The organism is Variovorax sp. GW822-FHT04E09 (genome assembly GCF_058800845.1).
The window spans coordinates 345,737-368,899 of sequence record NZ_JBXAMR010000001.1 but is presented as its reverse complement, the minus strand read 5'-3'; the positions used below and the strand labels follow the sequence as shown (position 1 = coordinate 368,899).

The 23,163-nt window shown below is 70.0% G+C and carries 18 protein-coding genes; 3 read left to right on the top strand and 15 right to left on the bottom strand.

Translation table 11 applies throughout. The features are described 5' to 3' along the window. Positions 1-296 precede the first annotated feature (296 nt). Genes AC1RL8_RS01770 through AC1RL8_RS01760 form a run of 3 tightly spaced genes read left to right on the top strand, consistent with a single transcriptional unit; the run spans position 297 to position 5,959 of the window. Complete coding sequence (locus AC1RL8_RS01770) at positions 297-2,990, top strand: bifunctional acetate--CoA ligase family protein/GNAT family N-acetyltransferase (RefSeq protein WP_492685637.1); 2,694 nt, start codon at positions 297-299, stop codon at positions 2,988-2,990. A gap of 60 nt (positions 2,991-3,050) precedes the next feature. Next, entirely contained in the window at positions 3,051-4,064 is a 1,014-nt protein-coding gene (locus AC1RL8_RS01765) for an Lnb N-terminal periplasmic domain-containing protein (RefSeq protein ID WP_492685636.1), read from the top strand. Continuing rightward, positions 4,061-5,959, top strand: coding sequence for an esterase/lipase family protein (locus AC1RL8_RS01760; protein ID WP_492685635.1), 1,899 nt, complete (start codon positions 4,061-4,063; stop codon positions 5,957-5,959). The genes AC1RL8_RS01765 and AC1RL8_RS01760 overlap by 4 nt, the downstream gene beginning before the upstream one ends. A 7-nt stretch (positions 5,960-5,966) precedes the next feature. On the opposite strand, the gene AC1RL8_RS01755 is transcribed toward AC1RL8_RS01760, so the two are convergent. From AC1RL8_RS01755 to AC1RL8_RS01685, 15 genes are all read right to left on the bottom strand, one after another. Next, positions 5,967-7,733, bottom strand: coding sequence for a dipeptide ABC transporter ATP-binding protein (locus AC1RL8_RS01755; RefSeq protein ID WP_492685634.1), 1,767 nt, complete (start codon positions 7,731-7,733; stop codon positions 5,967-5,969). Then, positions 7,730-8,671: an ABC transporter permease gene (locus tag AC1RL8_RS01750; protein ID WP_492685633.1), complete on the bottom strand. Its 942-nt coding sequence runs from the start codon at positions 8,669-8,671 to the stop codon at positions 7,730-7,732. Before AC1RL8_RS01750 ends, AC1RL8_RS01755 begins: the two co-directional genes overlap by 4 nt. 20 nt (positions 8,672-8,691) lie before the next feature. After that, positions 8,692-9,657, bottom strand: a complete 966-nt coding sequence (locus tag AC1RL8_RS01745) for an ABC transporter permease (RefSeq protein WP_070060589.1) — start codon at positions 9,655-9,657, stop codon at positions 8,692-8,694. 25 nt (positions 9,658-9,682) lie between these two features. Beyond that, positions 9,683-11,272 carry an ABC transporter substrate-binding protein gene (locus tag AC1RL8_RS01740; RefSeq protein ID WP_492685632.1) on the bottom strand — a complete coding sequence of 530 codons (1,590 nt, stop codon included), beginning with the start codon at positions 11,270-11,272 and terminating at the stop codon, positions 9,683-9,685. A gap of 165 nt (positions 11,273-11,437) precedes the next feature. Then, on the bottom strand, positions 11,438-12,649 hold the full coding sequence (locus AC1RL8_RS01735; RefSeq protein WP_492685631.1) for a YeeE/YedE family protein: 1,212 nt from the start codon (positions 12,647-12,649) through the stop codon (positions 11,438-11,440). 127 nt (positions 12,650-12,776) lie between these two features. After that, complete coding sequence (locus tag AC1RL8_RS01730; protein WP_095947672.1) at positions 12,777-13,727, bottom strand: sulfurtransferase; 951 nt, start codon at positions 13,725-13,727, stop codon at positions 12,777-12,779. Positions 13,728-13,846: 119 nt separating this feature from the next. Beyond that, positions 13,847-14,890 (bottom strand): LLM class flavin-dependent oxidoreductase, encoded by a 1,044-nt coding sequence (locus AC1RL8_RS01725; RefSeq protein WP_492685630.1) that lies wholly within the window; start codon positions 14,888-14,890, stop codon positions 13,847-13,849. 19 nt (positions 14,891-14,909) lie between these two features. Continuing rightward, a complete protein-coding gene (locus AC1RL8_RS01720; protein ID WP_492685629.1) occupies positions 14,910-15,836 on the bottom strand; it encodes an ABC transporter substrate-binding protein in 927 nt (308 codons plus the stop codon). Positions 15,837-15,848: 12 nt separating this feature from the next. Continuing rightward, positions 15,849-16,772 carry an ABC transporter substrate-binding protein gene (locus AC1RL8_RS01715; protein WP_492685628.1) on the bottom strand — a complete coding sequence of 308 codons (924 nt, stop codon included), beginning with the start codon at positions 16,770-16,772 and terminating at the stop codon, positions 15,849-15,851. 39 nt (positions 16,773-16,811) lie between these two features. Beyond that, the gene (locus tag AC1RL8_RS01710) at positions 16,812-18,629 is read right to left on the bottom strand and encodes an amino acid ABC transporter permease/ATP-binding protein (protein WP_492685627.1); all 1,818 of its coding nucleotides are present in this window, start codon (positions 18,627-18,629) and stop codon (positions 16,812-16,814) included. Beyond that, positions 18,626-19,162 (bottom strand): GNAT family N-acetyltransferase, encoded by a 537-nt coding sequence (locus AC1RL8_RS01705; RefSeq protein ID WP_492685626.1) that lies wholly within the window; start codon positions 19,160-19,162, stop codon positions 18,626-18,628. The genes AC1RL8_RS01710 and AC1RL8_RS01705 overlap by 4 nt, the downstream gene beginning before the upstream one ends. Beyond that, positions 19,159-20,379, bottom strand: coding sequence for a M20 aminoacylase family protein (locus AC1RL8_RS01700; protein ID WP_492685625.1), 1,221 nt, complete (start codon positions 20,377-20,379; stop codon positions 19,159-19,161). The genes AC1RL8_RS01705 and AC1RL8_RS01700 overlap by 4 nt, the downstream gene beginning before the upstream one ends. Continuing rightward, positions 20,379-21,719, bottom strand: a complete 1,341-nt coding sequence (locus tag AC1RL8_RS01695; protein ID WP_492685624.1) for an LLM class flavin-dependent oxidoreductase — start codon at positions 21,717-21,719, stop codon at positions 20,379-20,381. The genes AC1RL8_RS01700 and AC1RL8_RS01695 overlap by 1 nt, the downstream gene beginning before the upstream one ends. Before the next feature lie 34 nt (positions 21,720-21,753). Beyond that, a complete protein-coding gene (locus AC1RL8_RS01690) occupies positions 21,754-22,761 on the bottom strand; it encodes an LLM class flavin-dependent oxidoreductase (RefSeq protein WP_489056844.1) in 1,008 nt (335 codons plus the stop codon). Positions 22,762-22,876: 115 nt separating this feature from the next. Further along, positions 22,877-23,077, bottom strand: coding sequence for a hypothetical protein (locus AC1RL8_RS01685; protein WP_062482175.1), 201 nt, complete (start codon positions 23,075-23,077; stop codon positions 22,877-22,879). Positions 23,078-23,163 lie beyond the last annotated feature (86 nt).

Sequence of the window (23,163 nt, the reverse complement as noted above, 5' to 3'; positions counted from 1 at the left end):
ACAGGACAAAAACAAAAAAACCCAGCTGCCAGCTGGGTTTCGTTCATTCGGGAGAAGAGACACCAGGTGGCTGCCGGAGCGGCCACCCTGCGCGTGCTCAGGGGGCCGCGGCGGTCATGGTGGTAATCATTCGTGCATTCACTGCGTCGCTCGTTCGCACGCAGGCGGCGAACGGCATCGTGCGGCCGAGAACGGCGGCGCTGGATGCAGCAACGGGGGAAAGTGAAAGGCACGACATGAGCCGGCGAGTGTACACGCGGTGCTTGCGGCACGCCCCGATCCGGGCAAACTAGGGCATGGACAAGCATTTCCTGACCCCCCTGTTCGCCCCGGCGTCGATCGTGGCCTTCGTCGGCCAGCCCAGCGATCCGGGCGGCCAGACCGCCCTGGGCCGCACGCTGCGCGAAGCCTTCCGGGCCGACCGCTTCGACGGCACGCTGCGCTTTCTGGACGTGCGCACCCAGGGCACGCTCGAAGAGCTGGCGCAGACGCATGCCGACCTGGCGCTGATCGCGCTGGCGCCGCACGACGTGGCGGCCGCCCTCGAGATCGCGGGCCGCATCGGCTGCAAGGCCGCGGTGGTCATCTCCACCGGCATCGCCGCCGAGCAGGCCGCGCAGTGGCGCAAGATCGCGCGCCGCGAAGGCGTGCACCTGCTGGGCCCGAATTCGCTGGGCTTCCAGCGCCCGCCGCTGCACCTGAACGCCAGCGTGGCCGGCCCGCTCGCGCGCACCGGGCCGCTGGCGCTGGTGTCGCAGTCGGGCGCGCTCACGGCCTCGATGCTCGACTGGGCACGACAGAACGGCGTGGGCTTTTCCAGCGTGGTGTCGCTCGGGCCGCACACCTCGGTCGACATCCCGCAGGTGCTCGACTTCCTGGCCAACGATTCGTGCACGCACAGCATCATCGTGTACCTCGAAGGCATTGCCGACGCGCGCCGCTTCATGAGCGCGCTGCGCTCGGCCTCGCACGCCAAGCCGGTGGTGGTGCTCAAGGCGGGCCGCAAGCCGGCCGGCAACGAGGCCGCGCAGACGCACAGCGCCGCCATCGTGGGCAGCGACGACGTGTTCGACGCCGCCCTGCGCCGCGCGGGCGCGGTGCGGGTGCGCTCCTTCGTCGAGCTGTTCTCGGCCGCCAAGTGCCTGGCCTCGCGCTACCGGCCGGTGGGCAAGCGGCTGGCCGTGGTCACCAACGGCGGCGGCCCCGGCGTGCTCGCGGCCGACTGGATCAACGAGATCGGGCTCGACCTGGGCCGCCTCTCTGCACCCGCGCAGCGGTCGCTGCAGCCGTCGCTGCCGGCGCTCGCGTCGCTCACCGACCTCATCGACCTGTCGGAAGACGCCACGCCCGCGCACTTTCGCGCCGCCATCGACACCGCCTCGGCCGACAGCCAGATCGACGGCGTGCTCGCCATCTTCTCGCCCAAGGCCGGCGTCGACGCGGCCGCCACGGCGCGCGCGCTGGCCGACATTCCGCGCCCCATGCCCAAGCCGCTCTTGTCGTGCTGGATGGGCGACGCCTCGGTGGGCAATGCGCGGGCCGTGCTGGCCGAGGCCACCATCCCGAGCTTTCGCACGCCCGAGGCGGCCGTGGGCGCCTTCGGCAACATCGCGGCCTTCTACCAGAACCAGCAGCTGCTGCAGCAGACGCCGCCGCCGCTGTCGGCGCTGGCCAAGCCCGACATCGACGGCGCGCGCCTGCTCATCGAAAGCGTGCTGGCCGAGCGGCGCAAGGTGCTGACCGAGATGGAGTCGAAGTCGCTGCTGTCGTGCTTCCACATCCCGATCACGCGCACCCTGCTCGCACGCAGCGCCAACGAGGCCATGATGATCGCCACGCAGCTGGGCTTTCCGGTGGCGCTGAAGATCGACTCGCCCGACATCTCGCACAAGTCCGACGTCGAGGGCGTGGCGCTGAACGTGATGAACGGCACCAGCGCGCGCGACACCTACCTGGAGATGATGGAGCGCGTGGCGCGCCTGGCGCCCGACGCCCGCATCAACGGCGTGACCGTGCAGAAGATGGTGCGCGCGCGGCGCGGGCGCGAAATCTACGTAGGCCTGGTCACCGACCAGCCCTTCGGCCCGGTGATCGTCTTCGGCGCGGGCGGCACCATGATCGAGCTCATGAACGACCGCGCCATGGAGCTGCCGCCGCTGAACCAGTTCCTGGCGCGCCACCTCATCGAGCGCTCGCGCGTGGCCGAGACGCTGGGCGAATGGCGCGGCGCCAACGCGGTGAACATGGAGGCCATCGAGGACGTGCTGCTGCGCGTATCGGAAATGGTGTGCGAACTGCCCGAGCTGCGCGAGATGGACATCAACCCCATCATCGTGGACGAGCACGGCGCGGTGTCGGTCGATGCGCGCATCGTGGTCGACAGCAGCACGCAAGCCGTGGCGGGCCCGGTGGGCAACGGCTACCAGCACCTGGCCATCATGCCGTACCCCGCGCGCTACCGGCGCGAATGGCCGCTGCCCGGTGGCGGCGCGTACGTCGTGCGGCCGGTGCATCCGAACGATGCGCAGATACTGCAGGCGCTGGTGCAGGGCCTGTCGCCCGAAAGCCGCTGGTTCCGTTTCGTCTCGCGCTTCCACGAACTGCCGCCGTCGATGCTGTCGCGCTTCACGCTCATCGACTACGACCGCGAGATGGCGCTGGTCGCCACCGTGATGGAGCGCAGCACCGCGCCCGACGGCTCCGTGCTCGAGAGCGAGCGCATCGTGGGCGTGTCGCGCTACATCACCAACCCCGACCAGACCAGCTGCGAGTTCTCGCTCGTGGTGGCCGACGAGTTCAGCGGCAAGGGCATCGGCTCGCGTCTCATGGAAAGCATCATCGACGTGGCGCGCGACCGCGGCCTTTCCGAAATGGACGGGCTGGTGCTGGCCGGCAACCCCGACATGCTCAAGCTGGTGCGGCGGCTGGGCTTCTCGGTGAAGTCCTTCCCCGAGGACCCGGACTTCAAGCTCGTGACCTACCCGCTGTAGCCCGACGGCGGCGGCTGCAACTCGACGAGAATCGGCCGCCCTCCACCTCCGCGTTTCTTCATGCTCCGAATCCTTTTGCGCTCCCTCGGCCGTCTGCTGGTGAGCTTCGCCGTGCTGCTGTCGGCCGCCTGGGCCTGCGCGGCCCTCTGGTATCAGCTGCCCGCGACGCTGCCGCTCAAGGTCGGCGCGATGGTGCTGTGGGGCCTCTTCGGCCTGGCGGCGATCGTGCTGCTGTGGCGCGGCAAGGCCGGCCGCTCACTGCTGGCCTACGCCATCGGCTTCGTCGTGCTGCTCGAGTGGTGGGGCACCATCGCGCCCTCTCAGCATCGCGAATGGGCCGACGACGTGGCCCGCCACCTGAAGCCGCGCGTCGAGGGCAGCGTGGTCACGATGGAGAACGTGCGCAACTTCGACTGGCGCAGCGACACCGACTACACCGTGCGTTGGGACACGCGTCGCTACGACCTGGACCGCCTGCGCTCGGTCGACGTGTCGCTGTCGTACTGGACCGGCCCGGCCATCGCCCACACGCTGGTGTCCTTCGGCTTCGACGATGGCCAGTTCGTCACTTTCTCCATCGAGATCCGCAAGGAGCGCGGCGAAAGTTTCTCCTCCGTGGGCGGCTTCTTCAAGCAGTTCGAGAACAGCCTCGTGGCCGCCGACGAGCACGACATTCTGCGCGTGCGCACCAACGTGCGCGGCGAAGACGTCTACATGTACCGCGTGCACCTGCCGCAGGCCGAGATGCGTTCGCTGTTCCTGGGCTACGTGGGCGAAGCCAACGCGCTGGCGCGCGCACCGAGCTTCTACAACACGCTCACCGCCAACTGCACGACCATCGTCTACAGCCTCGCCCGGCACGTCGTGCCCGGCCTGCCGATGGACTACCGCCTGCTGGCCTCGGGCTACCTGCCCGAGTACCTGCACGACGTGGGCGGCCTGACGCCGGGGCTGAGCATGGAAGCGCTGCGCGCCGGCGGCCGCATCACCGACCGGGCCATCGCCACCGACCAGCAACCCGGTGTGAACTTCTCGCAGGCCATTCGCAACGGCCTGCCGGGCGTGGCGCCATGAGGCGCATCGGCTTCCCCGCGCTGCTGCTGGCGCTGTCGCTGCTCACGGGCTGCGCGGGCGTCACGGTCGGCACCATCTCGCCGGCCGACTACCTGGCGCAGCGGCGCGGCGACGTGCTCACCACCGGCCAGCTCAGCAGTTCGGCGCAAGAGGTGCTGCGCGTCATCGGCTCCGATGCCGACCAGTGCCGCAAGGACGGCCGCGCCTGCCGCCAGAACCTCGCCACCTCCGCCGGCCTGAGCGACGAGCAACGCATGTCGGCGCTGTCCGAGGTGTGGCTGCAACTGGCGCTGGCGGGCGGCGACGGCGGCCCGGCCGCGCAGCCCATGGCACCCGAGGCCATCGAGGCCTGGCTGGAAACCGCGCGCCACGCCTACGCCTACCTGTTCCACACGGCGCGCAAGCCGCGCGACCGCGCCTTCGAAGACCGCCAGACGCAGGTGCGCGACTACTACAACTACGCGGTGCAGCGCGCCATCACCGGCCTGTTCAGCCGCTACCGCAAGAGCGACATGTCGGTGGCCGCCATTCCGCAGGTGAGCGGCTGGCGCATCGACGCCGACCTGTCGGCGCTGCAGCTCGCGCCCGACGCGCCCCCGCCGAAAGAGCTGATTCCCGCCGCCTCGCTGACCTTCTCGGGCCTGCGCAACCTCTACCGCCGCGACGGCTTCGGCGCCGAGCTGGTCGCCGCGGGCGACGACCGCCCGACCGCGGCGCAGGCCGACGAAGACGCCCCGCCCTTCAGCGAGACGCCCTTCCCCGCCCTCACCGCGCTGCTGCAGTTCGACGGCGCCACGCTGCAAGACGTGCTGGCCACGCGCACGCTGCGCATCGCCGTGTTCGACCCCTACCGCACCAGCACGATCCGTTTGGCCGGCGAAGAGATTCCGCTGGCCGCCAACTTCACCTCGGGTTACGGCCTGTGGCTCGCTCGCTCCGACTTCGCGCTGCAGGCGCTGCGCAGCCTGTTCGGCGGTGCCGAGGGCCTGACCCGGCCGCACATCTACCTGATGCAGCCCTACGACCCGAAGCGCCGCACCATCGTCATGCTGCACGGCCTGGCCAGCAGCCCCGAGGCCTGGATCAACGTGGCGAACGAAGTGCTCGGCGACGAGACGCTGCGCCGCCGCTACCAGATCTGGCAGGTGTACTACCCGACCAACGCGCCGCTGCCGCTGAACAACCTGGCCATCCGCGAAGCCATCACGCAGACCTTGGCGCACTTCGATCCGCAGGGCCGCGCCGAGGCCTCGCGCAACCTCACGCTCATCGGCCACAGCATGGGCGGCGTGCTCTCGCGCCTGCTGGTGTCGTCGTCGGGCGACGTGCTGTGGGACGCGCTGCGCGAGGGCTACCCCATGCCGGCCGCGCAGCGCCGCCGCATCGAGGAAGGGCTGGGGCCCTACCTGCGCTTCGAGCCGCTGCCCCAAGTCAGCGACGCCATCTTCATCGCGTCGCCGCACCGCGGCACCTCGTTCGCCAACAAGCGCATCTCGCGCTGGGTGGCCAACCTCATCACGCTGCCGGTGGCCATGCTGGGTCAGCTCAACGACATCTCGCGCGAGCTGATGCGCGTGGCGCCCAGCTCGCAGGACATGGGTCCGCTGCGCATTCCCAACAGCATCGACAACCTCAGCGACCGCGATGCGTTCGTGCGCCTGTCGTCCGGGTTGCCGCTGAGTCCGAAGGTGCGCTACCACTCGATCATCGGCAACGACACGCCCGGCCTGCCGCTGGCCGAGTCGAGCGACGGCATCGTGCCCTACACCAGCGCGCACCTCGACGGCGCGGTGTCGGAGCTGGTGATTCCGTCGGCGCACAGCGTGCAGGAGCACCCGCTGGCGATTCTGGAGATCCGGCGCATCCTGCGCGAGCAGCTGCAGCGCGTGCCCTGAGGGCACTTCATGCCGTGGTGAGCACGGCCGCGGCCGGTGCGTGCCGCATGTCCGGCACCGCCGCCATCAACGCCTTCGTGTACGCATGCTTCGGCGCATCGAGCACCTCGGCGGCACTGCCCTGCTCCACCAGCCGCCCGCGCTGCATCACACCTACGTCGTCGCACATGTGGCGGATCACCGCGAGGTTGTGGCTGATCAGCAGGTAGGTCAGGCCGAACTCGTCCTGCAGGTCGCGCATGAGGTTCAGCACCTGGGCCTGCACCGAGACGTCGAGCGACGAGGTCGGTTCGTCGCAGACGATGAACTCGGGCTGGCTGGCCAGGGCCCGCGCGATGGCGATGCGCTGGCGCTGGCCGCCCGAGAACTGGTGCGGGTAGCGCCGTCCGTCGTCGGGCGACATGCGCACGCGGCGCAGCGCCTGGGCCACGCGCTCGGCGGTTTCGTCGGCGCTGGCGGCCAGGCCCAGCACCTCGACCGGCTCGGCGATGAGCCGATCCACGCGCCAGCGCGGGTTGAGGCTGGCATGCGGGTCCTGAAAGATCATCTGGAAGCGCCGGCGCAGCGCGGCCGTCTGCGCGGCGTCGCCCCAGCGGTCGATGCCGTCGAAATGCACCGTGCCGGCCGTGGGCCGCGTGAGGCCGGCGATCATGCGCGCCACGGTCGACTTACCCGAGCCCGACTCGCCGACCAGCCCGAAGGTGCGACCGCGCGCGATGTCGAAGCTCACGCCGTCGACCGCGTGCAGCACCTTCTTCGGCTGGCGCGCGAATGTGCGCACGAGCCAGCCGGCCGAGAGATCGAATTCGCGCGACAGGCCCTGCACGCGGATCAGCGGCGGGCTGTCGGCCAATGCTGGCGCCGCCACGGTCTCAGCCTGCGCGGGCGGCAGCGCGGCGGCCACGGCGATGTCCGCGCCGATCTCCGGCACCGGCAGCCGATGCAGCCTGTCGTGCACCGAAGGAATCGCGGCCATCAGTGCGCGCGTGTACGGCTCGCGCGGGCGGTCGAGCACCTGGCGCACCGGGCCGGTCTCGAGCACGCGGCCCTGGTACATCACCATCACGCGGTCGGCCGCCTCGGCGATCACGCCCATGTCGTGCGTGATGAGCATCGCGGCCGTGCCGCGCTCGCGGCAGACGCGCCGGAACACGCGGATCACCTGCGCCTGCACCGACACGTCGAGCGCGGTGGTGGGCTCGTCGGCAATCAGCAGCTGCGGCTCGGCGCACAGCGCGAGCGCAATCGCCACGCGCTGGCGCATGCCGCCCGAGAACTGGTGCGGGTACTGGTCGATGCGGCTTTCGGGGTCGGGAATCTCCACGTCGGCCAGCAGCGCCAGCGCGCGCCGGCGCGCCTCGGGCTCGCTCACGGGCAGGTGCGTGCGGATGGTTTCGATGAGGTGCCGGCCGATCGGGTAGACCGGGTTCAGGCTGGTCAGCGGGTCCTGGAACACGCTGCCGATGCGGCGCCCGCGCACGCGGCGCATGTCCTCGCCGCGCAGCGTGTCGATGCGCTCGCCATGCAGCTCGACCGTGCCGCCCGCGATGCGCCCCGGCGGCGGCACCAGCCCGATGACGGCCGCGCCGACCATCGACTTGCCCGCGCCCGACTCGCCGACCACGCCCAGGATTTCGCCCGGCGCGATCTCGAACGAGACGCCGCCCAGCACCTGCACCGTGCCCCGGTGCGTGTCGAAGGCCAGGTCCAGCCCGCGCACGCGCAGCACGGGCGTTTCGCCGCGGGGCGATGGCGAGGGGTCGCGCGCGCTCATTGCAGCCTCGGGTTCAAGGCGTCGCGCAGCCAGTCGCCCGCTAGGTTGACCGACAGCGCCAGCGCCAGCAGCACCAGCGCGGGAAACAGCAGGATCCACCACTCGCCCGAGAACAGGAAGCCCTGCCCGATGCGGATCAGCGTGCCCAGCGACGGTTGCGTGGGCGGCAGCCCCACGCCCAGGTACGACAGCGTCGATTCCGCCACGATGGCCAGCGCGAAGCTGATGGTGGCAATCACCAGCACCGGCGCCAGCAGGTTCGGCAGGATGTGCCGCACCAATATGCCGGTGCGCGAGCGGCCGATGATCTGCGCGGCGGCCACGTAGTCCTTGTGCTTCTCGAGCATCACGGCACCGCGCACCGTGCGCGCGTACTGCACCCATTCCGACAGCCCGATGGCCGCCACGATCACGTACACCGCCATGTCGTCGCGGTAGCCCTCGGGCAGCAGGCCGCGCGCAATGCCGAAGATCAAGAGCGCCACCAGCAGCACCGGAAAGGTCAGCTGCACGTCGGCCACGCGCATCACCAGCGTGTCGAACCAGCCGCCCGCATAGCCGGCCGCCAGCCCGAGTGGCACGCCGATGACCAGCGACAACCCGACCGCGCTCACGCCCACCAGCAGCGACATGCGCAGCCCGTAGAGGATGGCCGAGAACACGTCGCGCCCCTGGTCGTCTGCGCCCAATGGGTAGAACGCGCCCGAGGCGCCCTGCTGCCCCGGCGGCGTGAAGGCATCGATCAGGTCGAGCACGGCCGGGTCGAACGGGTCTTGCCGTGCGATCCACGGTGCGAACAGCGAGGCCAGCGCGACCAGCAGCAGCACGAAGGCGGCCAGCTGCACGGTGCGCGAGCGTGCGAAGGCGCGCAGCACGGGCGACTCGGCGTTGCGCCAGCGGCGCGGCGCGGGGGCGCCGGTCGGGGAAGGAAACGTCATTCGGAAAAGCAAGAAAGGAGTCAGGCGCGTCGCAGGCGCGGATCGACCAGCACGTACAGCAGGTCGACGATGAAATTGATCGCAACGTACAGCAGCGCGATCAGCAGCAGGTAGGCCGCCACCACCGGCACGTCCACCCCCTGGATCGAGGTGATGAACAGCAGGCCCACGCCTGGCCACTGGAACACCGTCTCGGTGACGATGGCAAAGGCCACCAGCGAGCCGATCTGCAGCCCCGTGATGGTGATGACCGGGATCAGCGTGTTGCGCAGCGCATGGCCGTAGTTCAGGTCGCGCTCGCGCAGCCCGCGCGCGCGGCCGAAGCGGATGTAGTCGGCGCGCAGCACCTCAAGCATCTCGGCGCGCACCAGCCGCATGATCAGCGTCAGCTTGTACAGGCCCAGCGTCAGCGCGGGCATCAGCAGCGAGGCCCAGCCCGAGGCCGTGAGCAGTCCGGTGCTCCAGCCACCCAGCTGCACCGTGTCGCCGCGTCCGAACGACGGCAGCCAGCGCAGCTCGACCGCGAACAGGTAGATGAGCCCGATGCCGATCAGGAAGGTGGGCAGCGACACGCCGACCAGCGACACCGCCATGACCGCGCGGCTGGCCACGCTGTCGCGCCGGATCGCGGTGTACACGCCCAGCGCCACGCCGCCCGCCACCGCCAGCACGGCCGCCACCAGCGCCAGTTCCAGCGTGGCCGGCAGCCGCTCGGCGATGAGCTCGACCACCGGCCGCTTGAGCCGGTACGACACGCCCAGGTCGCCCTGCAGCGCATGGCCGACATAGCGCAGGTACTGCACCGGCACCGGGCGGTCGAAACCCAGCTCGGCCGTCAGCGCGGCGCGCTCTTCCAGCGTGGCGTCTTCGCCGAGCAGGCTGATGGTCGGGTCGCCGATGTGGCGGAACACCAGGAAGGACACGAACGACACCGCCAGCAGCACCAGCACGGACTGGCCGAGCCGGCGCAAGAGATGAACCCACATGGTTTGCTTGCGTGCGTATGTTCGCTCAGGGCTTCGCCACCTTCACATTCTTGAAGAACACACTGCCGTCGGGGCTGACCGGAATGTCCAGCTTCGGGGTCGAGGCGAAGTTGAGCACCTGGTCGTGCAGCGCGATGTAGATGCGCTCCTTCTGCACCGTCTGCCAGATGCTTTTGATGGTGGCGTCGCGCTTGGCCTTGTCGCTCTCGGCGGCCAGCGACGCGATCTGTGCGTCGACCTCGGCGTTGCTGTAGCCGGTGGCGTTGGTCGGGCCGCGGCCGTCCTTGCCGCGCGTGTGCACCAGGTAATCGAAGATGTAGGCCGAGTCGTAGGTCGGCACGCCCCAGCCGAACAAGTAGAAGTCGGTGTCGGCCGAGTTGATGGCGGTGCTGTGCAGCGCGATCGGGCGCGCCGCCACCGTGGTCTTGATGCCGATGCGCCCGAGGAAGCCCGACACCGCCGTGCTGATGGCCTCGTCGTTCACGTAGCGGTCGTTCGGCGTGTGCAGCGTGATCGCAAAGCCGTTCGGGTAGCCGGCCTCGGCCAGCAGTTTCTTCGCCTGCGCCGCGTTGGCCTTCGGGTAGGCCGCGAAGCCCTTCTCGTAACCGTGCACGAACGGCGGCGCGATGATGCCCGAGGGGTTCGACAGGCCGCGCATCACCGCCGTCTTGATCGCGTCGCGGTCGATGGCCAGGCCGATGGCCTCGCGCACCTTCGGGTCGGCCAGCGGGTTCCTGCCCTTCACGTCGGCGTACTTGAGCTCCTTTGCGCCCACGTTCAGGCCCAGGAAGATCGAGCGATTCTCGGGCCCTTCGGTCACGCGCAGGCGCTTGTCGGCCTTCAGGCGGCCCACGTCCTGCGCGGGCAGGTCCTGAACAAAATCGACCTCGCCCGACAGCAGCGCGGCCACGCGCGTGGCGGGCGACTTGATCGGCACGTAGACCAGCTCGGTCACATCCAGCGGAAACTGGCCGCGGCCCCAGTACTGCGGAAACTGCTTGAGCACCGTGCGCGCATCGACCTCGCGCGAGGCCAGCACGTAGGGACCGGTGCCGTTCTCGTTGCGGGTGGCGAAGTTCTCGGTCTTGCTGGCCACGTCCTGCGACTGCTCGGCCTTGTTCGCCTTGGCCCAGGCTTCGTTCAGGATGAAGAGGTTCGTGAGGTTGTTCGGGAAGATCAGGTTCGGGCCCTTGGTGCGCACATGCACCGTGAGCGGATCGACCTTCTTCACCTCGGCCACCGACGACAGCAGCGACTTGAGCGCCGAGCTCGGCGCCTGTGCGCGCTGCAGCGAGAACACCACGTCGTCGGCCGTGAGCAGCGCGCCGTCATGGAACTTGACGCCGGGGCGCAGCTTGAACTCCCACACCGTCGGGTCGGCCGTGGCCTTCCACGAGGTGGCGAGCGCGGGCTGCAGCTTGCTGTCGGCGCCGCGCAGGATCAGCGGTTCGTAGATCTGGTGCAGCAGCCCGAAGTTGGTGCCGGTGTTGACCGCGTGCGGGTCGAGCGTGGCGGGGTCGGCACTGCGCGCCCAGCGCACGGTTTCGGCGGCGGCAACAGGCGCCTGCAGCAGGCCGGCGGCCAGCAGGGCCGCGGTCAGGAGTGGTCGGAGCATGGAATCCCTCGGGTGTTCTTTGGAAGAGAAGACGGGCGGACGACCGCGTGGGGCGGCGTTGTCCTGTGCCTGTGCGTGAGGGACTGTGCCCTGCCCTGCGCTGTCTCGAAAGAAGGACTCCGCATATGGAAATGCGGTGTCTGCGGCGTAGCGATGAACCGGGCGCTACGCCCTCGCCGCCAGCCGCTTCAATCGCAACCCACCCCACACCGCCAGCAGCACGCTCGCACCGAACACCCAGCCCGACAGCGCGCCGGCCATCGTGCCCGACAGCAGGTTGCCGACCGTGCAGCCCAGCCCGGTCATCGCGCCCCACCCCAGCAGCACGCCACCGCCAAGGCCACGCACCATCTGCCCCACGCTTGGCCACGCGGGCCTGAACTGCCCGCTCGCGAGCGCCGCAGCCAGCGCACCGGCCACGAGACCGCCAACCAGCAGCGCGTTGGGCGTCTGCCAGAGGCTTTCGACCACCGCCGTGACGCAGCCACCGAAACCGTCGAGCCCGTCCAGCCGCTGCGGCAGCAGGCTGTGCGCGTTGCCGAGGTCGCGCGCGACGCTGCCCAGCGCGGCAGTCACACCCAGCGGACGCAGCCGCAGCACCACGATCACAGCGATCGCGCCGACTGCGAGGCCGCCCCACGCATACGGCCAACGCCCGTGCAGCAGGCGGCGCGCGGCGCCGATGAAGCTGCGCGGCGTAGTCGACGCAGCTTCGCCCGCCGGCAGCTTCCGCCAGAGCCAGGCCGCGAGCGCCGCAAGCACCACCAGCTGCAGCGCGGCCGAGCCCGCATAGCCCAGGTGATGCGGCAGCCACACCACGGGCGCGGTGGCGATGGTGGCGCTGTAGAGCCAGTTCCAGCTGGTGAACCCCAACAGGAATCCCGCGCCAGCACCGAGCAGTGCAAAGGGTGCGGTCGGCGAGCCTTCGCCCAGCCGGTACCAGTGCGCGCTGATGCACGAGCCCGACACCACCATGCCTGCGCCGAAGGCCAGCCCTGCAAGCACGAGCGCGCCGCTGACCGGCCCGATGTGCGCATCGGGCGGCAGCCGCCCCGCCTGCGGCACGGGCAGCCAGCCGGTCATGACGACGTGCATGCCCACGGTGCCGACCGCCAGCGCGGCCACGATGGCCAGCAGGCCGCGCGCGTCGCCGCCTTCGAAGTAGTCGCGCGCATGGCAGTAGAAGCAGAAGCGCGAGCGCTGCAGCACCACACCGAGCACCGCGCCCAGCCCGAGCGCGAAGGCCAGCGCGCGGCCGCCGCTGCGCTCGCCGAGCAGGTGCACGCCGGCTGCGATCAGCAACAGCACGACGACCGCAGCGGCCAGGCCCGTGCGCGAAAGCGGCGCGGGCGCCGCATGGATTGACGAAGCGGACATGCCTCGGTCCCTCTTTCTTGGGTCCAAAAAAAAGCGAGCCCGAGGGCTCGCCCAATGTCGCTCATCAGAGAGGCCGCGAGGTCCCTCCAACGCCGACTCACCTCGAACTCATCTCACCTCAACTCATTCATTTGGACGCCCACACCGTGCCGGCCGGGTTGTTGACCGGCACGCCGACGGCGTTGCCGTACTCGGTCCACGAACCGTCGTAGTTGCGCACGTTCTTGTAGCCCAGGATCTTGTGCAGCGCGAACCACGTGTGGCTCGAGCGCTCGCCGATGCGGCAGTAGGTGATGGCCGGCTTGCTGCCGTCGATGCCCACAGCCGCGTAGATCGCCTTCAGCTCGGCAGCCGACTTGAAGGTGCCGTCTTCGTTCACCGCACGGCCCCAGGGCACGTTGGCCGCGCCGGGCACGTGGCCCGCGCGCACCGCCAGTTCGGCGGCGCCGGCCGGCGCGAAGATCTTGCCGCTGTACTCGTCGGCCGAGCGGATGTCGACCAGCTTCGCGTCGGAGCGGCCCTCGGCCACGGCCAGCACGTCGGCCAGCCGCGCGCGCAGCTGCGGGTTGGGCTGCGTCACCTTGAAGCGCGTGGCGACGTGCTCGGGCGCGCGGTTGTCGAGCACGCGGTTCTCGGCCTCCCACTTCTTGCGGCCGCCGTCGAGCAGCTTCACGTTTTGCACGCCGTACTGGTCGAACACCCAGGCGCCCCAGGCGGCGAACCAGTTGTTGGTGTCGCCGTAGAGGATCACGGTGGTGTCCTTGTCGACGCCGGCTGTCGACAGCAGCTTCTCGAATTCCGCCTGGCTCACGATGTCGCGGCGCACGCGGTCGTTGAGGTCGTTGTGCCACGAGAAGTTCACCGCGCCCGGAATGTGGCCGCGCTCGTACAGGCCCGGGTTCACGCTGACCTCGATCACGCGCAGCTTCGGGTTGCGCAGGTTCTTCTCGAGCCAGTCGGTGGAGACCAGTGGGCCGCTGCCGTCGGCCGAAGCCTGCGCGAAGGCCGACGGTGCGGTGGCCAGGAAGGTCAGCGTGGCGAGGGACGCGGCGCGCCACCATCTGCTGAAGATCGACATGCGGGACTCCTTGTGTTGAATGGAAGACATCTGAAACAGATCAGAGCGAACTCTAGGCAGGCAGCACGCGATCACCAACGAAGCGTTTGCGATAAGCGCATGCGCAAAGCGTCTGAGGCTCAGGCGAGCGCGAGCGCTTCATGTGGCAGCTCGGCGCGCACGCGCCAGCCCAGCTCGGGCGCGATGCGCACGGCGATGTCGTCCAGGATCTGCTCGTAGGCCTCGCTGTCGAAGTTGTAGGGCAGCTCCACGCGCAGCTCGCTCACCAGCGGCAGCACGGGGTCGCGGTGCAGGCGCTCCAGGATCTCGTCGGCGCTGCCCACGAGGTCGCCGGCGAACAGCGTGCGGCGTTCGCCCTGTGGCGACAGCGTGCGTTCGACACGGCCCGCAGCGAACGCGCGGTAGCGCCGCCGCGTGGCCGCATCGGCGCCGTCGAGCGGCACGATCACGCGGCCCAGCGCGATGCGCCCGCGCCGCGCGCCCGGCACTTCGCTGGCGCGGTAGCGCTCGACCAGCCCGGTCTGCGCCTCGAGGAAGTCGTCGGTGGTCTCGCCTGTGAGCACGTTGCCCAGCAGCAGGTGAAAGCCGTTGCGCCCCGCCCATTCGGCCGAGCGCAGCGACCCGCCGCCGTACCAGAGCCGCCCGACCAGGCCGGGTGCATAGGGCTGCACGCGCGGACGCACGCGCCCGCCGGCGGATTCGACCACCGTGTCTTCGTCGCCCAGCAGCACGTCTTCGAGGTTGGCGCGCAGCCGCGCCACGCGCTTGTGCGTGAAGTCGACCGTGGCCGGCGGTGCGTCCTGGAAGCGACCGCCCAGCAAGGCGCCGTGCGGCGGCGCGCCCGCGCTCAGGCCCACCTGCAGGCGACCGCGCGAGAGCACGTCGACGGTGGCCAGGTCTTCGGCGAGCCGGAACGGGTTTTCGTAGCCCATCTGGATCACGGCCGCGCCGAGTTCGATGCGGCGCGTGCGCTGCGTGGCGGCGGCCAGGAAGGTCGGCGCCGACGACACGGCACGCTCCAGGTGGCGCTGGCGCACCCAGGCGCTGTCGAAGCCGCGCCGCTCGCCGAATTCAAAGAGCCGCAGCGCGGCTTCGAGGCCGGCGTGCGGGTCGGCCTCGTCGTAGTTGCCGGGCGTGAGGAAACCGATGTGGTGGATGGTCATGGTCGTGTCGCTCGCGGGGTCAGAACTTCGGCAACCCCGGTGGGTTGACCTCCGATTTCGGCAGCGCCTCTTCGGCCAGGCGCCAGCGCGCGAGCGCCTTGGCGTAGGTGCCGTTGCGGATCAGGTTGTTGGCCGCGGTGGTGAGCGCCACCGCCAGGCCGCTGCCCTTGCGCGTGGCCACGGCCACGTCCGACTTCAACGGCCAGCCCGCGTTCACGGTGCCGGCCAGCCGCAGCTGCCCGTTCTTCGCGGCCTCGTAGGCCTGCGGTGCGTTGGGGTTGAAGTTGGCATCGACGCGCTTCGTCGTCACCGCCAGCCAGCGCGTCACATCGTCGTCGTAGTACTGGATCGACACCGGCTTCAGGCCTGCGGCCACGTTCTGCCGGTCCCATTCGAGCAGGATGCGCTCCTGGTTGGTGCCCGCGCCGGTCGTGAGCTTCAGGCCCGCCACGTCCTTCGGCTCCTTGATCGACTGGATGGCGCTGTCGGTGCGCACGTAGAAGCCGTGCAGGCCGAGCCGGTAGGTCGAGAAGTCGAACTTCTCCTTGCGCTGCTCGGTCACGCCCACGTTGGAGATCACGGCGTCGTACTTGCCCGAGCTCAGGCCCAGCGGCCAGTCGGCCCAGGCGACGGGCCGCAGCTCCAGCTTCAGGCCCAGCGCCTCGGCGATGAGGTGGGCAAAGTCGGGGTCGAAGCCCACCACCGTCTTCGCGTCGGTGGCGTAGGTGGAGATCGGCGGCGCGAACGGCGCGATGGCGATGGTGAGCACGCCCTCCTTCACGAACTTGAAGCTCGGTGGAATGGCGTTGATGGCCTCGGCGTCCTTGCCGGTGTGCAGGCGGCCCTTCTGCTCGGGGCTGAAGTCGAAGGTGTCGGCGGCATGCGCCGGCGCGAACGCCATCAGCCCGAGGGCGGCCAGCGCCCCCAGTGTCTTCTTGAGCGACATGGTCCCCTCCCCTCAGTTCTTCGGCAGGCCGGGCGGGTTGGTGCGCGCCACCTCGATGGCCTCGGAGGCCAGGTTCCAGCGCGACAGCGCCTTGCCGTAGTTGCCGTTTTTGATCTGCGTGTTCAGCGCCAGCGTCACGGCCTCGGCAATGCCCGAGCCCTTGCGCGAGGTGACGGCGATCTCGGCGTTGAGCGGCCAGCCGCCCGACACCAGGCCCGCGAGTCGCGTCTTGCCGTCGCGCGCCTCGTAGGCCGCGATGGCATTGGGGCCCACGTACGCATCGGCGCGGCCCGACTGGATGGCCAGGCGCTGCACAACATCGTCGTCGTAGTACTGGATCTCGATGGGCTTGAGGCCGGCGGCCAGGTTCTGCTTGTTCCAGCGCAGCAGGATCTGCTCCTGGTTCGTGCTGGCCGTCACGATGAGCTTCAGGCCCGCGATGTCCTTGGGCTCCTTGATGGCGCCGAGCTTGCTGTCCGACTTCACGTAGATGCCCAGCTGGTCGTTGCGGTAGGTCGAGAAGTCGAACTTCTCCTTGCGCTCCTCGGTCACGGTCACGTTGGACACCACCACGTCGAACTTGCCCGACTGCAGGCCCAGCGGCCAGTCGGCCCAGGCGGTGGACACCAGCTCCAGCTTGCGCCCCAGGCTGTCGGCCACGAGCTGCGCGATGTCGGGCGCGTTGCCCACGGGCGTCTTCGTGTCGGTGGCGTAGGCCGCGAACGGCAGCCGGCCGGTGGTGGTGCCCACGACGAGCACGCCTTCCTTCTGGAACTTGAAGTCCTTCGCGAGCCGCACGGCCTCGTCGATCTTCTGCGCGCGCGGGCGGCCCGGCTGCTCGGGGCTCAGGTCGGGCGCCGGGGCGGTCTGGGCCGTCGCGGCGATCGGCAGCAAGGCCGCCAGGAGAACGGACAGGAGAAGGCGTCGATGGGTCATGAAAAGCGGTCGGTTTGAAAAATGGGGAAGGGAAAAAACTCAGAGCACCTTGGCCAGGAACTCGGCCGTGCGTGGGTGCCGCGGTGCGTTGAACACCTGCTCGGGCGTGCCGGTCTCGAGGATGCGGCCCTGCTCCATGAAGACCACGGTGTCGGCCACCTCGCGGGCAAAGCCGATCTCGTGCGTCACGATGACCAGCGTGGTGCCGGAGCTCGCGAGCTCCTCGATCACCGCGAGCACCTCGCCCACCAGCTCGGGGTCGAGCGCCGAGGTGGGCTCGTCGAACAGCAGCACCTTGGGCTTGAGCGCCAGCGCCCGCGCAATGGCCACGCGCTGCTGCTGGCCGCCCGAGAGCTGGCGCGGGTAGGCGTCCTTGCGGTCGGCCAGGCCGACGCGCGCCAGCAGGTCGGTGGCCAGCGCCTCGGCCTCGGCGCGCGGCAGGCCGCGCACCGACTGCGGCGCCTCGACGATGTTCTCCAGCACCGTGAGGTGCGGGAACAGGTTGAAGTTCTGGAACACCATGCCCACGTCGACGCGGCGCGTGAGGATGTCTTTCTCGTGCAGCTCGTACAGCGTGTCGGCGTCGCGCCGGTAGCCGATGAGTTCGCCATCGATGGCAATGAAGCCGTCGTCCACGCGCTCCAGGTGGTTGATGGTGCGCAGCAGCGTCGACTTGCCCGAGCCCGAGGGGCCGAGGATCACGGTGACGCTGCCGCGCGGCGCGGTGAAGGTCACGTCGTCGAGCACCTGCAGCGCGCCGAAACGCTTGGACACGCCGTGGATCGTCACCTCGCCGCCCGGCGCGCGCGAGCCGTTCCAGCGCGGCACCTGTGCGGGCGCCGGCGCCGGTGCCGACACGGGCACCACGGCCGGCGCCCTGCCCCGCACCCACAGCCCGTGCACCACGCCGCCCAGCCACGAGCGCGGCGCATGGCGCAGCGCCCCGCGCGAAAAGTGCCGCTCGATGTAGTGCTGCGCCACCGACAGCACCGTGAGGATCACGAGGTACCACACGGTCGCCACCATGAGCAGCGGAATCACTTCCAGGTTGCGCCGGTAGATGATCTGGATCGTGTAGAACAGCTCGGGCAGCGCCAGGATGTAGAGGTTCGAGGTGCCCTTGGCCAGCCCGATGATGTCGTTGAAAGCCGTGGGCAGGATGCTGCGCATGGCCTGCGGCAGCACGATGCGCGAAGCCTGGCGCCGGCGCGAAAGGCCCAGTGCGGCTGCTGCCTCGAGCTGCCCCTGGTCCACCGACAGGATGCCCCCGCGCACGATCTCCGAGGCGAAGGCCGCCTGGTTCAGCGTGAGGCCCAGCAGCGCCGCCACGAAGGGGCTGATGAGCTGCGTGGTCGGGTACGAGAAGAACGTGAGGTCGGTGAACGGCACGCCCAGCGACACGGTCTCGTACAGGTAGCCCAGGTTGTTGATGATCAAGAGCAGCACGATCACCGGCACCGAACGAAAGAGCCAGGTGAACACCCAGGCCAGCCGCGCCAGCAGCGGCGAGCGCGACACCCGCGCCAGCGCCAGCCCCGTGCCGAAGAAGAAGCCCAGCACCGCGCCCAGCGCCGTGAGCAGCAGCGTGCGGCCCAGCCCGGCCAGCACCGGCTCCGAGAAGAACCACTGCGCGAACACCGGCCAGCCCCAGCGCGGGTTGGTGAGCACCGAATGCAGCACGAGGCCGATCACCGCCACCGCGAAGATGGTGCCGACGGTGCGCGCCGGGTAGGTCGCGGGGACGATGCGAAAGTGCGAGTAGTCGCCCTTGGCAGGCGGTGCCGCGTCGCTGCGGCGCAGGGGTGCCGTGGGGGTACGAGGCTCCGGACCGGCGTCGAGCACAGTGGTCGTGTTCATCGCGACACCGCCCCGCTCAGCGCCGCACCGGCACGGCCTTGCGCGGCCCACTGCGCCAGGTGCTTTTCGAACGGCAGCTTGCGCGGCGTCTCGGGGTCGGCGTCGTCCGTGAAGAGCGCCGTGTAGCCATGGCTGCGGTACAGGCCCACGGCCTCGGGCTGGCGAAAGCCGGTCGTGAGGTAGATGCGCTCGTAGCCCTGGCGCAGCACCTGCGCCTCCAGTTCGGCCAGCACGCGGCTCGCCAAGCCCTGGCGGCGCAGCGCGCCGTGCGTCCACACGCGCTTGAGCTCGGCGGTGCGTTCGTCGTGGCGCATGAAGGCACCGCCACCGATCGCCACGCCGTCGCGCAGCAGCAGCACGAAGTTGCCGTGCGGCGGCGCGAACACCTCGGGCGGGTAGCGGTCGATCTCGCGCGGCGCGCCGGGCTCGCGCAGCACGTCGCCGTAGCGGCTGTCGTACTCGATGGTGAGCCCTTCGATCAACGGCCGGGCCAGCGGGTCCAACGGCGTGGTGTAGAGAAACTGTTCGCTCATGGGGTGGTTTCCTGGGTGTCGCCGTCGGCGGAAAGAAAACGCTCGGCCAACCGGGCCCAGTACACGGCCGCGGGCGCGAGGATCGCGTCGTTGAAGTCGTAGCGCGGGCTGTGCAACGAGGCGCTTTCGCCGTTGCCGAAGAACACGTAGCTGCCGGGGCGCGCCTGCAGCATGTAGGCGAAGTCCTCACTGGCAGTGCGCGGGCGGAAGGCCGGGTCAACGCGCTGCGCGCCGAAGGTGTCCAGCGCCACGGCGCGCGCGAAGGCGGTTTCTTCGACGTGGTTGACCACCGGCGGAAAGCCCGGCCGGTAGTCCACCTCGGCCTGCGCGCCGAAGCTCTCGGCCTGTGCCCGCGCCAGCGCGGGGATGCGCTGCGCCAGCAGCGCGCGCACCTCGGGCTTGAACGAACGCGCCGTGAGCTTGAGCTCGACGGTGTTCGGGATCACGTTGGAGGCCTCGCCGCCGTGGATCGAGCCCACCGTGATCACGCCCATGTCCAGCGGATCGACGTTGCGTGACACCACGGTCTGCAGCGCCGCGATCAGGTGCGCACTCGCGACCACGGGGTCCACCGTCTCGTGCGGCTGCGCGCCGTGGCCGCCCTTGCCGCGCACCGTGATGTGGGCCTGGTCGATGGCCGCCATCGCGGGCCCGGTGACGCAGCCCACGTGCCCTGCCCCCACGCCGGGCCAGTTGTGCAGGCCGAACACGGCGTCGCACGGAAAGCGCGTGAACAGGCCCTCGTCGATCATCTTCTTGGCGCCCGCGCCGAGTTCTTCGGCGGGCTGGAAGATCAGGTGCAGCGTGCCGCGAAAAGCGCCCGTTTCGGCCAGGAAGCGCGCCGCCGCGAGCAGGATCGCCGTGTGCCCGTCATGGCCGCACGCATGCATCACGCCCGCGTTCTCGCTGGCGTACGGCAGGCCCGTGGCTTCGTGGATCGGTAGCGCGTCCATGTCGGCGCGGATGCCGAGGCTGCGCCCCGGCCCGCGCCGCAGCGTGCCCACCACGCCGGTGCCGGCCAGGCCGGTCGTGATCTCGTAGCCCCAGGCCGCGAGCCGCTCGGCCACGAGGGCCGAGGTGCGGTGCTCCTTGAACGACAGCTCGGGGTGCTGGTGAATGTCGCGCCGCAGCGCAATGAATTCGTCGCCGTAGCCGGCAATGGTCGATTCGACGCGGTGGATGTCCTTGAGGGCCGGTCGTGGCAGCGCGGCGCCCATCAGGCGGCCTTGCGCTCGGCGGTGGCGCCGCCCTGCGGCGCGGCATGGCGGCTCGCCTTGCGCGGCAGGCCCAGGTGGTCGCGCAAGGTCTGGCCGGGCAGCGTGCGCTGGTAGCGACCGCGCGCCTCCAGCGCCGGAATCACGAATTCGATGAAGTCGTCCAGCCCCTGCCCCAGCACCGGGAAGCCGAGGATGAAGCCGTCGGCCGCGCCCTCGTCCACCCAGCGGATGATCTCGTCGGCGATGCGCTCGCCCGTGCCCACGAACTGCGTGCGCGGCGTGGCGACTTCGAGCGCCACCTCGCGCAGCGTCTGGCCCTTGGCCTTGGCATTGGCCTTGATGCGGTCGGTGGTCGAGCGAAAGCTGTTGCGGCCGATCTCGCCCAGCTCGGGGAACGGCGCATCGAGCGGGTACTGGCTGAAGTCGTGGTGGTCGAAGAAGCGGCCCAGGTAGGCCAGCGCCTCCTCGACCGTCAGCAGCGCGCGGATGGCCAGGTACTTGGCCTCGGCCTCGGCTTCCGTGGCCGCCACCACCGGGCCGATGCCCGGGAAGATCTTCACGTCATCGGCTTGCCGCCCCTGCGCCACGGCGCTGGCCTTCACCTGCTTGAGGAAGGCGCGCGTGTCTTCGAGCGAGGGCGAATGCGTGAACACCGCGTCGGCGTACTTGCCCGCCAGGCCGATGCCCGCGTCCGACGAGCCGGCCTGGAAGATCACCGGCTGGCCCTGCGGCGAACGCTGGATGTTCAGCGGCCCCGCCACCTGGAAGAAGCGGCCCTTGTGGTCCAGCGTGTGCAGCTTGTCGCGGTCGAAGAAGCGGCCGCTCTCGCGGTCGCGCACGAAGGCGTCGTCGTCCCAGCTGTCCCACAGGCCCTGCGTCACGGCCAGGTACTCGTCGGCGATCTCGTAGCGCAGCGCGTGCTCGGGGTGGGCGCGGCTGTAGTTCTTCGCGCTGCCTTCCAGCGGCGTGGTCACCACGTTCCAGCCCGCGCGCCCGCCGCTGATGAGGTCGAGCGAGGCGAATTGCCGCGCCACTGTGAACGGGTCGCTGTATGAGCTGGAGATGGTGCCCGCCAGGCCGATCTTCGAGGTGACGGCGGCCAGCGCCGACAGGATCGAGATCGGCTCGAAGCGGTTGAGGAAGTGCGGAATCGACTTCTCGTTGATGTAGAGCCCGTCGGCCACGAAGGCGAAGGCGATGCCCGCGGCCTCCGCCTTCTGCGCGCTGCGGATGAAGAAGTCGAGGTTGACGCTGGCATCGGCCGGGCCGCCCGGGTGCTTCCAGGCATTCATGTGGCTGCCGGCCCCTTGCAGCATGACGCCGAACTGGATGTTGCTCATGACGATCGTTCTTGTGATGGGAAAAAGAAAAAACTCAGGCCAGTGCAGGCTCGCGGGCCTGCGCCAGCAGTTCGACCGCCGTGGCGCGCGCGCCGAAGTCCGCCACTGGGATGTCGATCACGAACTCCTCGATGCCGTGGCGCGCGCTGAGGGCTTCGAGCGCGTCGCGCACCTCGTCGCCGGTGCCGGCGATGACATGCGGGCGCCGTTCCTCGGTGCGGTAGTCGCTGGCACCGGCCTGGCGCGCGAACTCGGCGGCGGCCTCGAGGCTCGGCAGGTTCACGCTCTGGCCCGTGGGCAAGGTCACGCGGAAGCTGCGCAGCGCGCCCACGCGCTCGGCGGCCTCGTCGTGCGTTTCGGCGGCGAAGGCGAACAGCGCGAGCAGCGGTGCGCGGCCGGTCGCGCCGCGGTAGGCGTCGATCGATTGTTCGATGTTCACGGGGTCGCCGTTGAAGTGGCCCGCATAGACGAACTGCCAGCCCAGCCGCGCCGCGAGCAGCGCGCTCTCGGGGCTGCCGCCCAGCAGCACGCGCTGCGGCGCCACCGGCGGGAACGGCGTGGCCACGGCGCCGGCCAGCGCATGGTCGGCGGGCACGCCGTCGTGCAGGAAGGCATCGAGCTCGCGCAGGCGCGCTTCGAAATCGAGGGCCTTCGCCTTCGCCGGATCGTGCAGCGATTGCAGCGCCTTGCTGGTCAGCGGCAGGCCGCCCGGCGCCTTGCCGATGCCCAGGTCGACGCGGCCCGGCGCCAGCGAAGCCAGCACCTTGAAGGTCTCCGCCACCTTGAAGGGGCTGTAGTGCTGCAGCATGACGCCACCGGTGCCGATGCGGATGCGCGAGGTCTTGGCCAGCAGGTGGGAGGCCAGCACCTCGGGCGCCGAACCGGCGTAGGTGCGGTTGCCGTGGTGCTCGGCCAGCCAGTAGCGGCGGTAGCCCAGCCGTTCGGCGCGCCGGGCCAGCGCGATGGTGTGCTGGAACGCCTGCGCGGCGTCGGCACCTTCGGGGATCAGGCTCTTGTCGAGCAGGGACAGCGAGTAGGACACGGTGTTCGGCGATGGCGCAGTGGAAGCGGGTGTGCTTCAAATTCTGCGAGCCATCGCACGGGCCGTTTGCGCTGAATTCCTCTATCGATATCTGGAATCTGCGGGGTCGCGCGGCTCACCACGCATACGGCAGGAGCGCCGCCACGGCCGTGGCGTGCAGCCTCCTGCGCACGCGCAGCGGCACATGGCCATGCGGCGCGCGGCGTGCCACTTCATGCGGCGACGCCGGCGCGATGCACCAGGCGATGGCGGTCAGCGCGAGGACGTGGCGGGCCTGTGCGGCCGGGGATGAAGAGGCGACGGTGTGCAGTGGCATGGCGGGCGATTTCCCTGGATCAATGCCGCCGATTCTGCGAAGCGCCCGTGCCCTTGCCAACGACGGATTGCGAATGTCCTGATGCG

What these genes read in the sequence shown, in the direction of transcription:
- AC1RL8_RS01770 (WP_492685637.1), top strand. Translation starts at nt 297, where the DNA reads ATGGACAAGCATTTCCTGACCCCCCTGTTCGCCCCGGCGTCGATCGTG.
- AC1RL8_RS01765 (WP_492685636.1), top strand. Translation starts at nt 3,051, where the DNA reads ATGCTCCGAATCCTTTTGCGCTCCCTCGGCCGTCTGCTGGTGAGCTTC.
- AC1RL8_RS01760 (WP_492685635.1), top strand. Translation starts at nt 4,061, where the DNA reads ATGAGGCGCATCGGCTTCCCCGCGCTGCTGCTGGCGCTGTCGCTGCTC.
- AC1RL8_RS01755 (WP_492685634.1), bottom strand. Translation starts at nt 7,733, where the DNA reads ATGAGCGCGCGCGACCCCTCGCCATCGCCCCGCGGCGAAACGCCCGTG.
- AC1RL8_RS01750 (WP_492685633.1), bottom strand. Translation starts at nt 8,671, where the DNA reads ATGACGTTTCCTTCCCCGACCGGCGCCCCCGCGCCGCGCCGCTGGCGC.
- AC1RL8_RS01745 (WP_070060589.1), bottom strand. Translation starts at nt 9,657, where the DNA reads ATGTGGGTTCATCTCTTGCGCCGGCTCGGCCAGTCCGTGCTGGTGCTG.
- AC1RL8_RS01740 (WP_492685632.1), bottom strand. Translation starts at nt 11,272, where the DNA reads ATGCTCCGACCACTCCTGACCGCGGCCCTGCTGGCCGCCGGCCTGCTG.
- AC1RL8_RS01735 (WP_492685631.1), bottom strand. Translation starts at nt 12,649, where the DNA reads ATGTCCGCTTCGTCAATCCATGCGGCGCCCGCGCCGCTTTCGCGCACG.
- AC1RL8_RS01730 (WP_095947672.1), bottom strand. Translation starts at nt 13,727, where the DNA reads ATGTCGATCTTCAGCAGATGGTGGCGCGCCGCGTCCCTCGCCACGCTG.
- AC1RL8_RS01725 (WP_492685630.1), bottom strand. Translation starts at nt 14,890, where the DNA reads ATGACCATCCACCACATCGGTTTCCTCACGCCCGGCAACTACGACGAG.
- AC1RL8_RS01720 (WP_492685629.1), bottom strand. Translation starts at nt 15,836, where the DNA reads ATGTCGCTCAAGAAGACACTGGGGGCGCTGGCCGCCCTCGGGCTGATG.
- AC1RL8_RS01715 (WP_492685628.1), bottom strand. Translation starts at nt 16,772, where the DNA reads ATGACCCATCGACGCCTTCTCCTGTCCGTTCTCCTGGCGGCCTTGCTG.
- AC1RL8_RS01710 (WP_492685627.1), bottom strand. Translation starts at nt 18,629, where the DNA reads ATGAACACGACCACTGTGCTCGACGCCGGTCCGGAGCCTCGTACCCCC.
- AC1RL8_RS01705 (WP_492685626.1), bottom strand. Translation starts at nt 19,162, where the DNA reads ATGAGCGAACAGTTTCTCTACACCACGCCGTTGGACCCGCTGGCCCGG.
- AC1RL8_RS01700 (WP_492685625.1), bottom strand. Translation starts at nt 20,379, where the DNA reads ATGGGCGCCGCGCTGCCACGACCGGCCCTCAAGGACATCCACCGCGTC.
- AC1RL8_RS01695 (WP_492685624.1), bottom strand. Translation starts at nt 21,719, where the DNA reads ATGAGCAACATCCAGTTCGGCGTCATGCTGCAAGGGGCCGGCAGCCAC.
- AC1RL8_RS01685 (WP_062482175.1), bottom strand. Translation starts at nt 23,077, where the DNA reads ATGCCACTGCACACCGTCGCCTCTTCATCCCCGGCCGCACAGGCCCGC.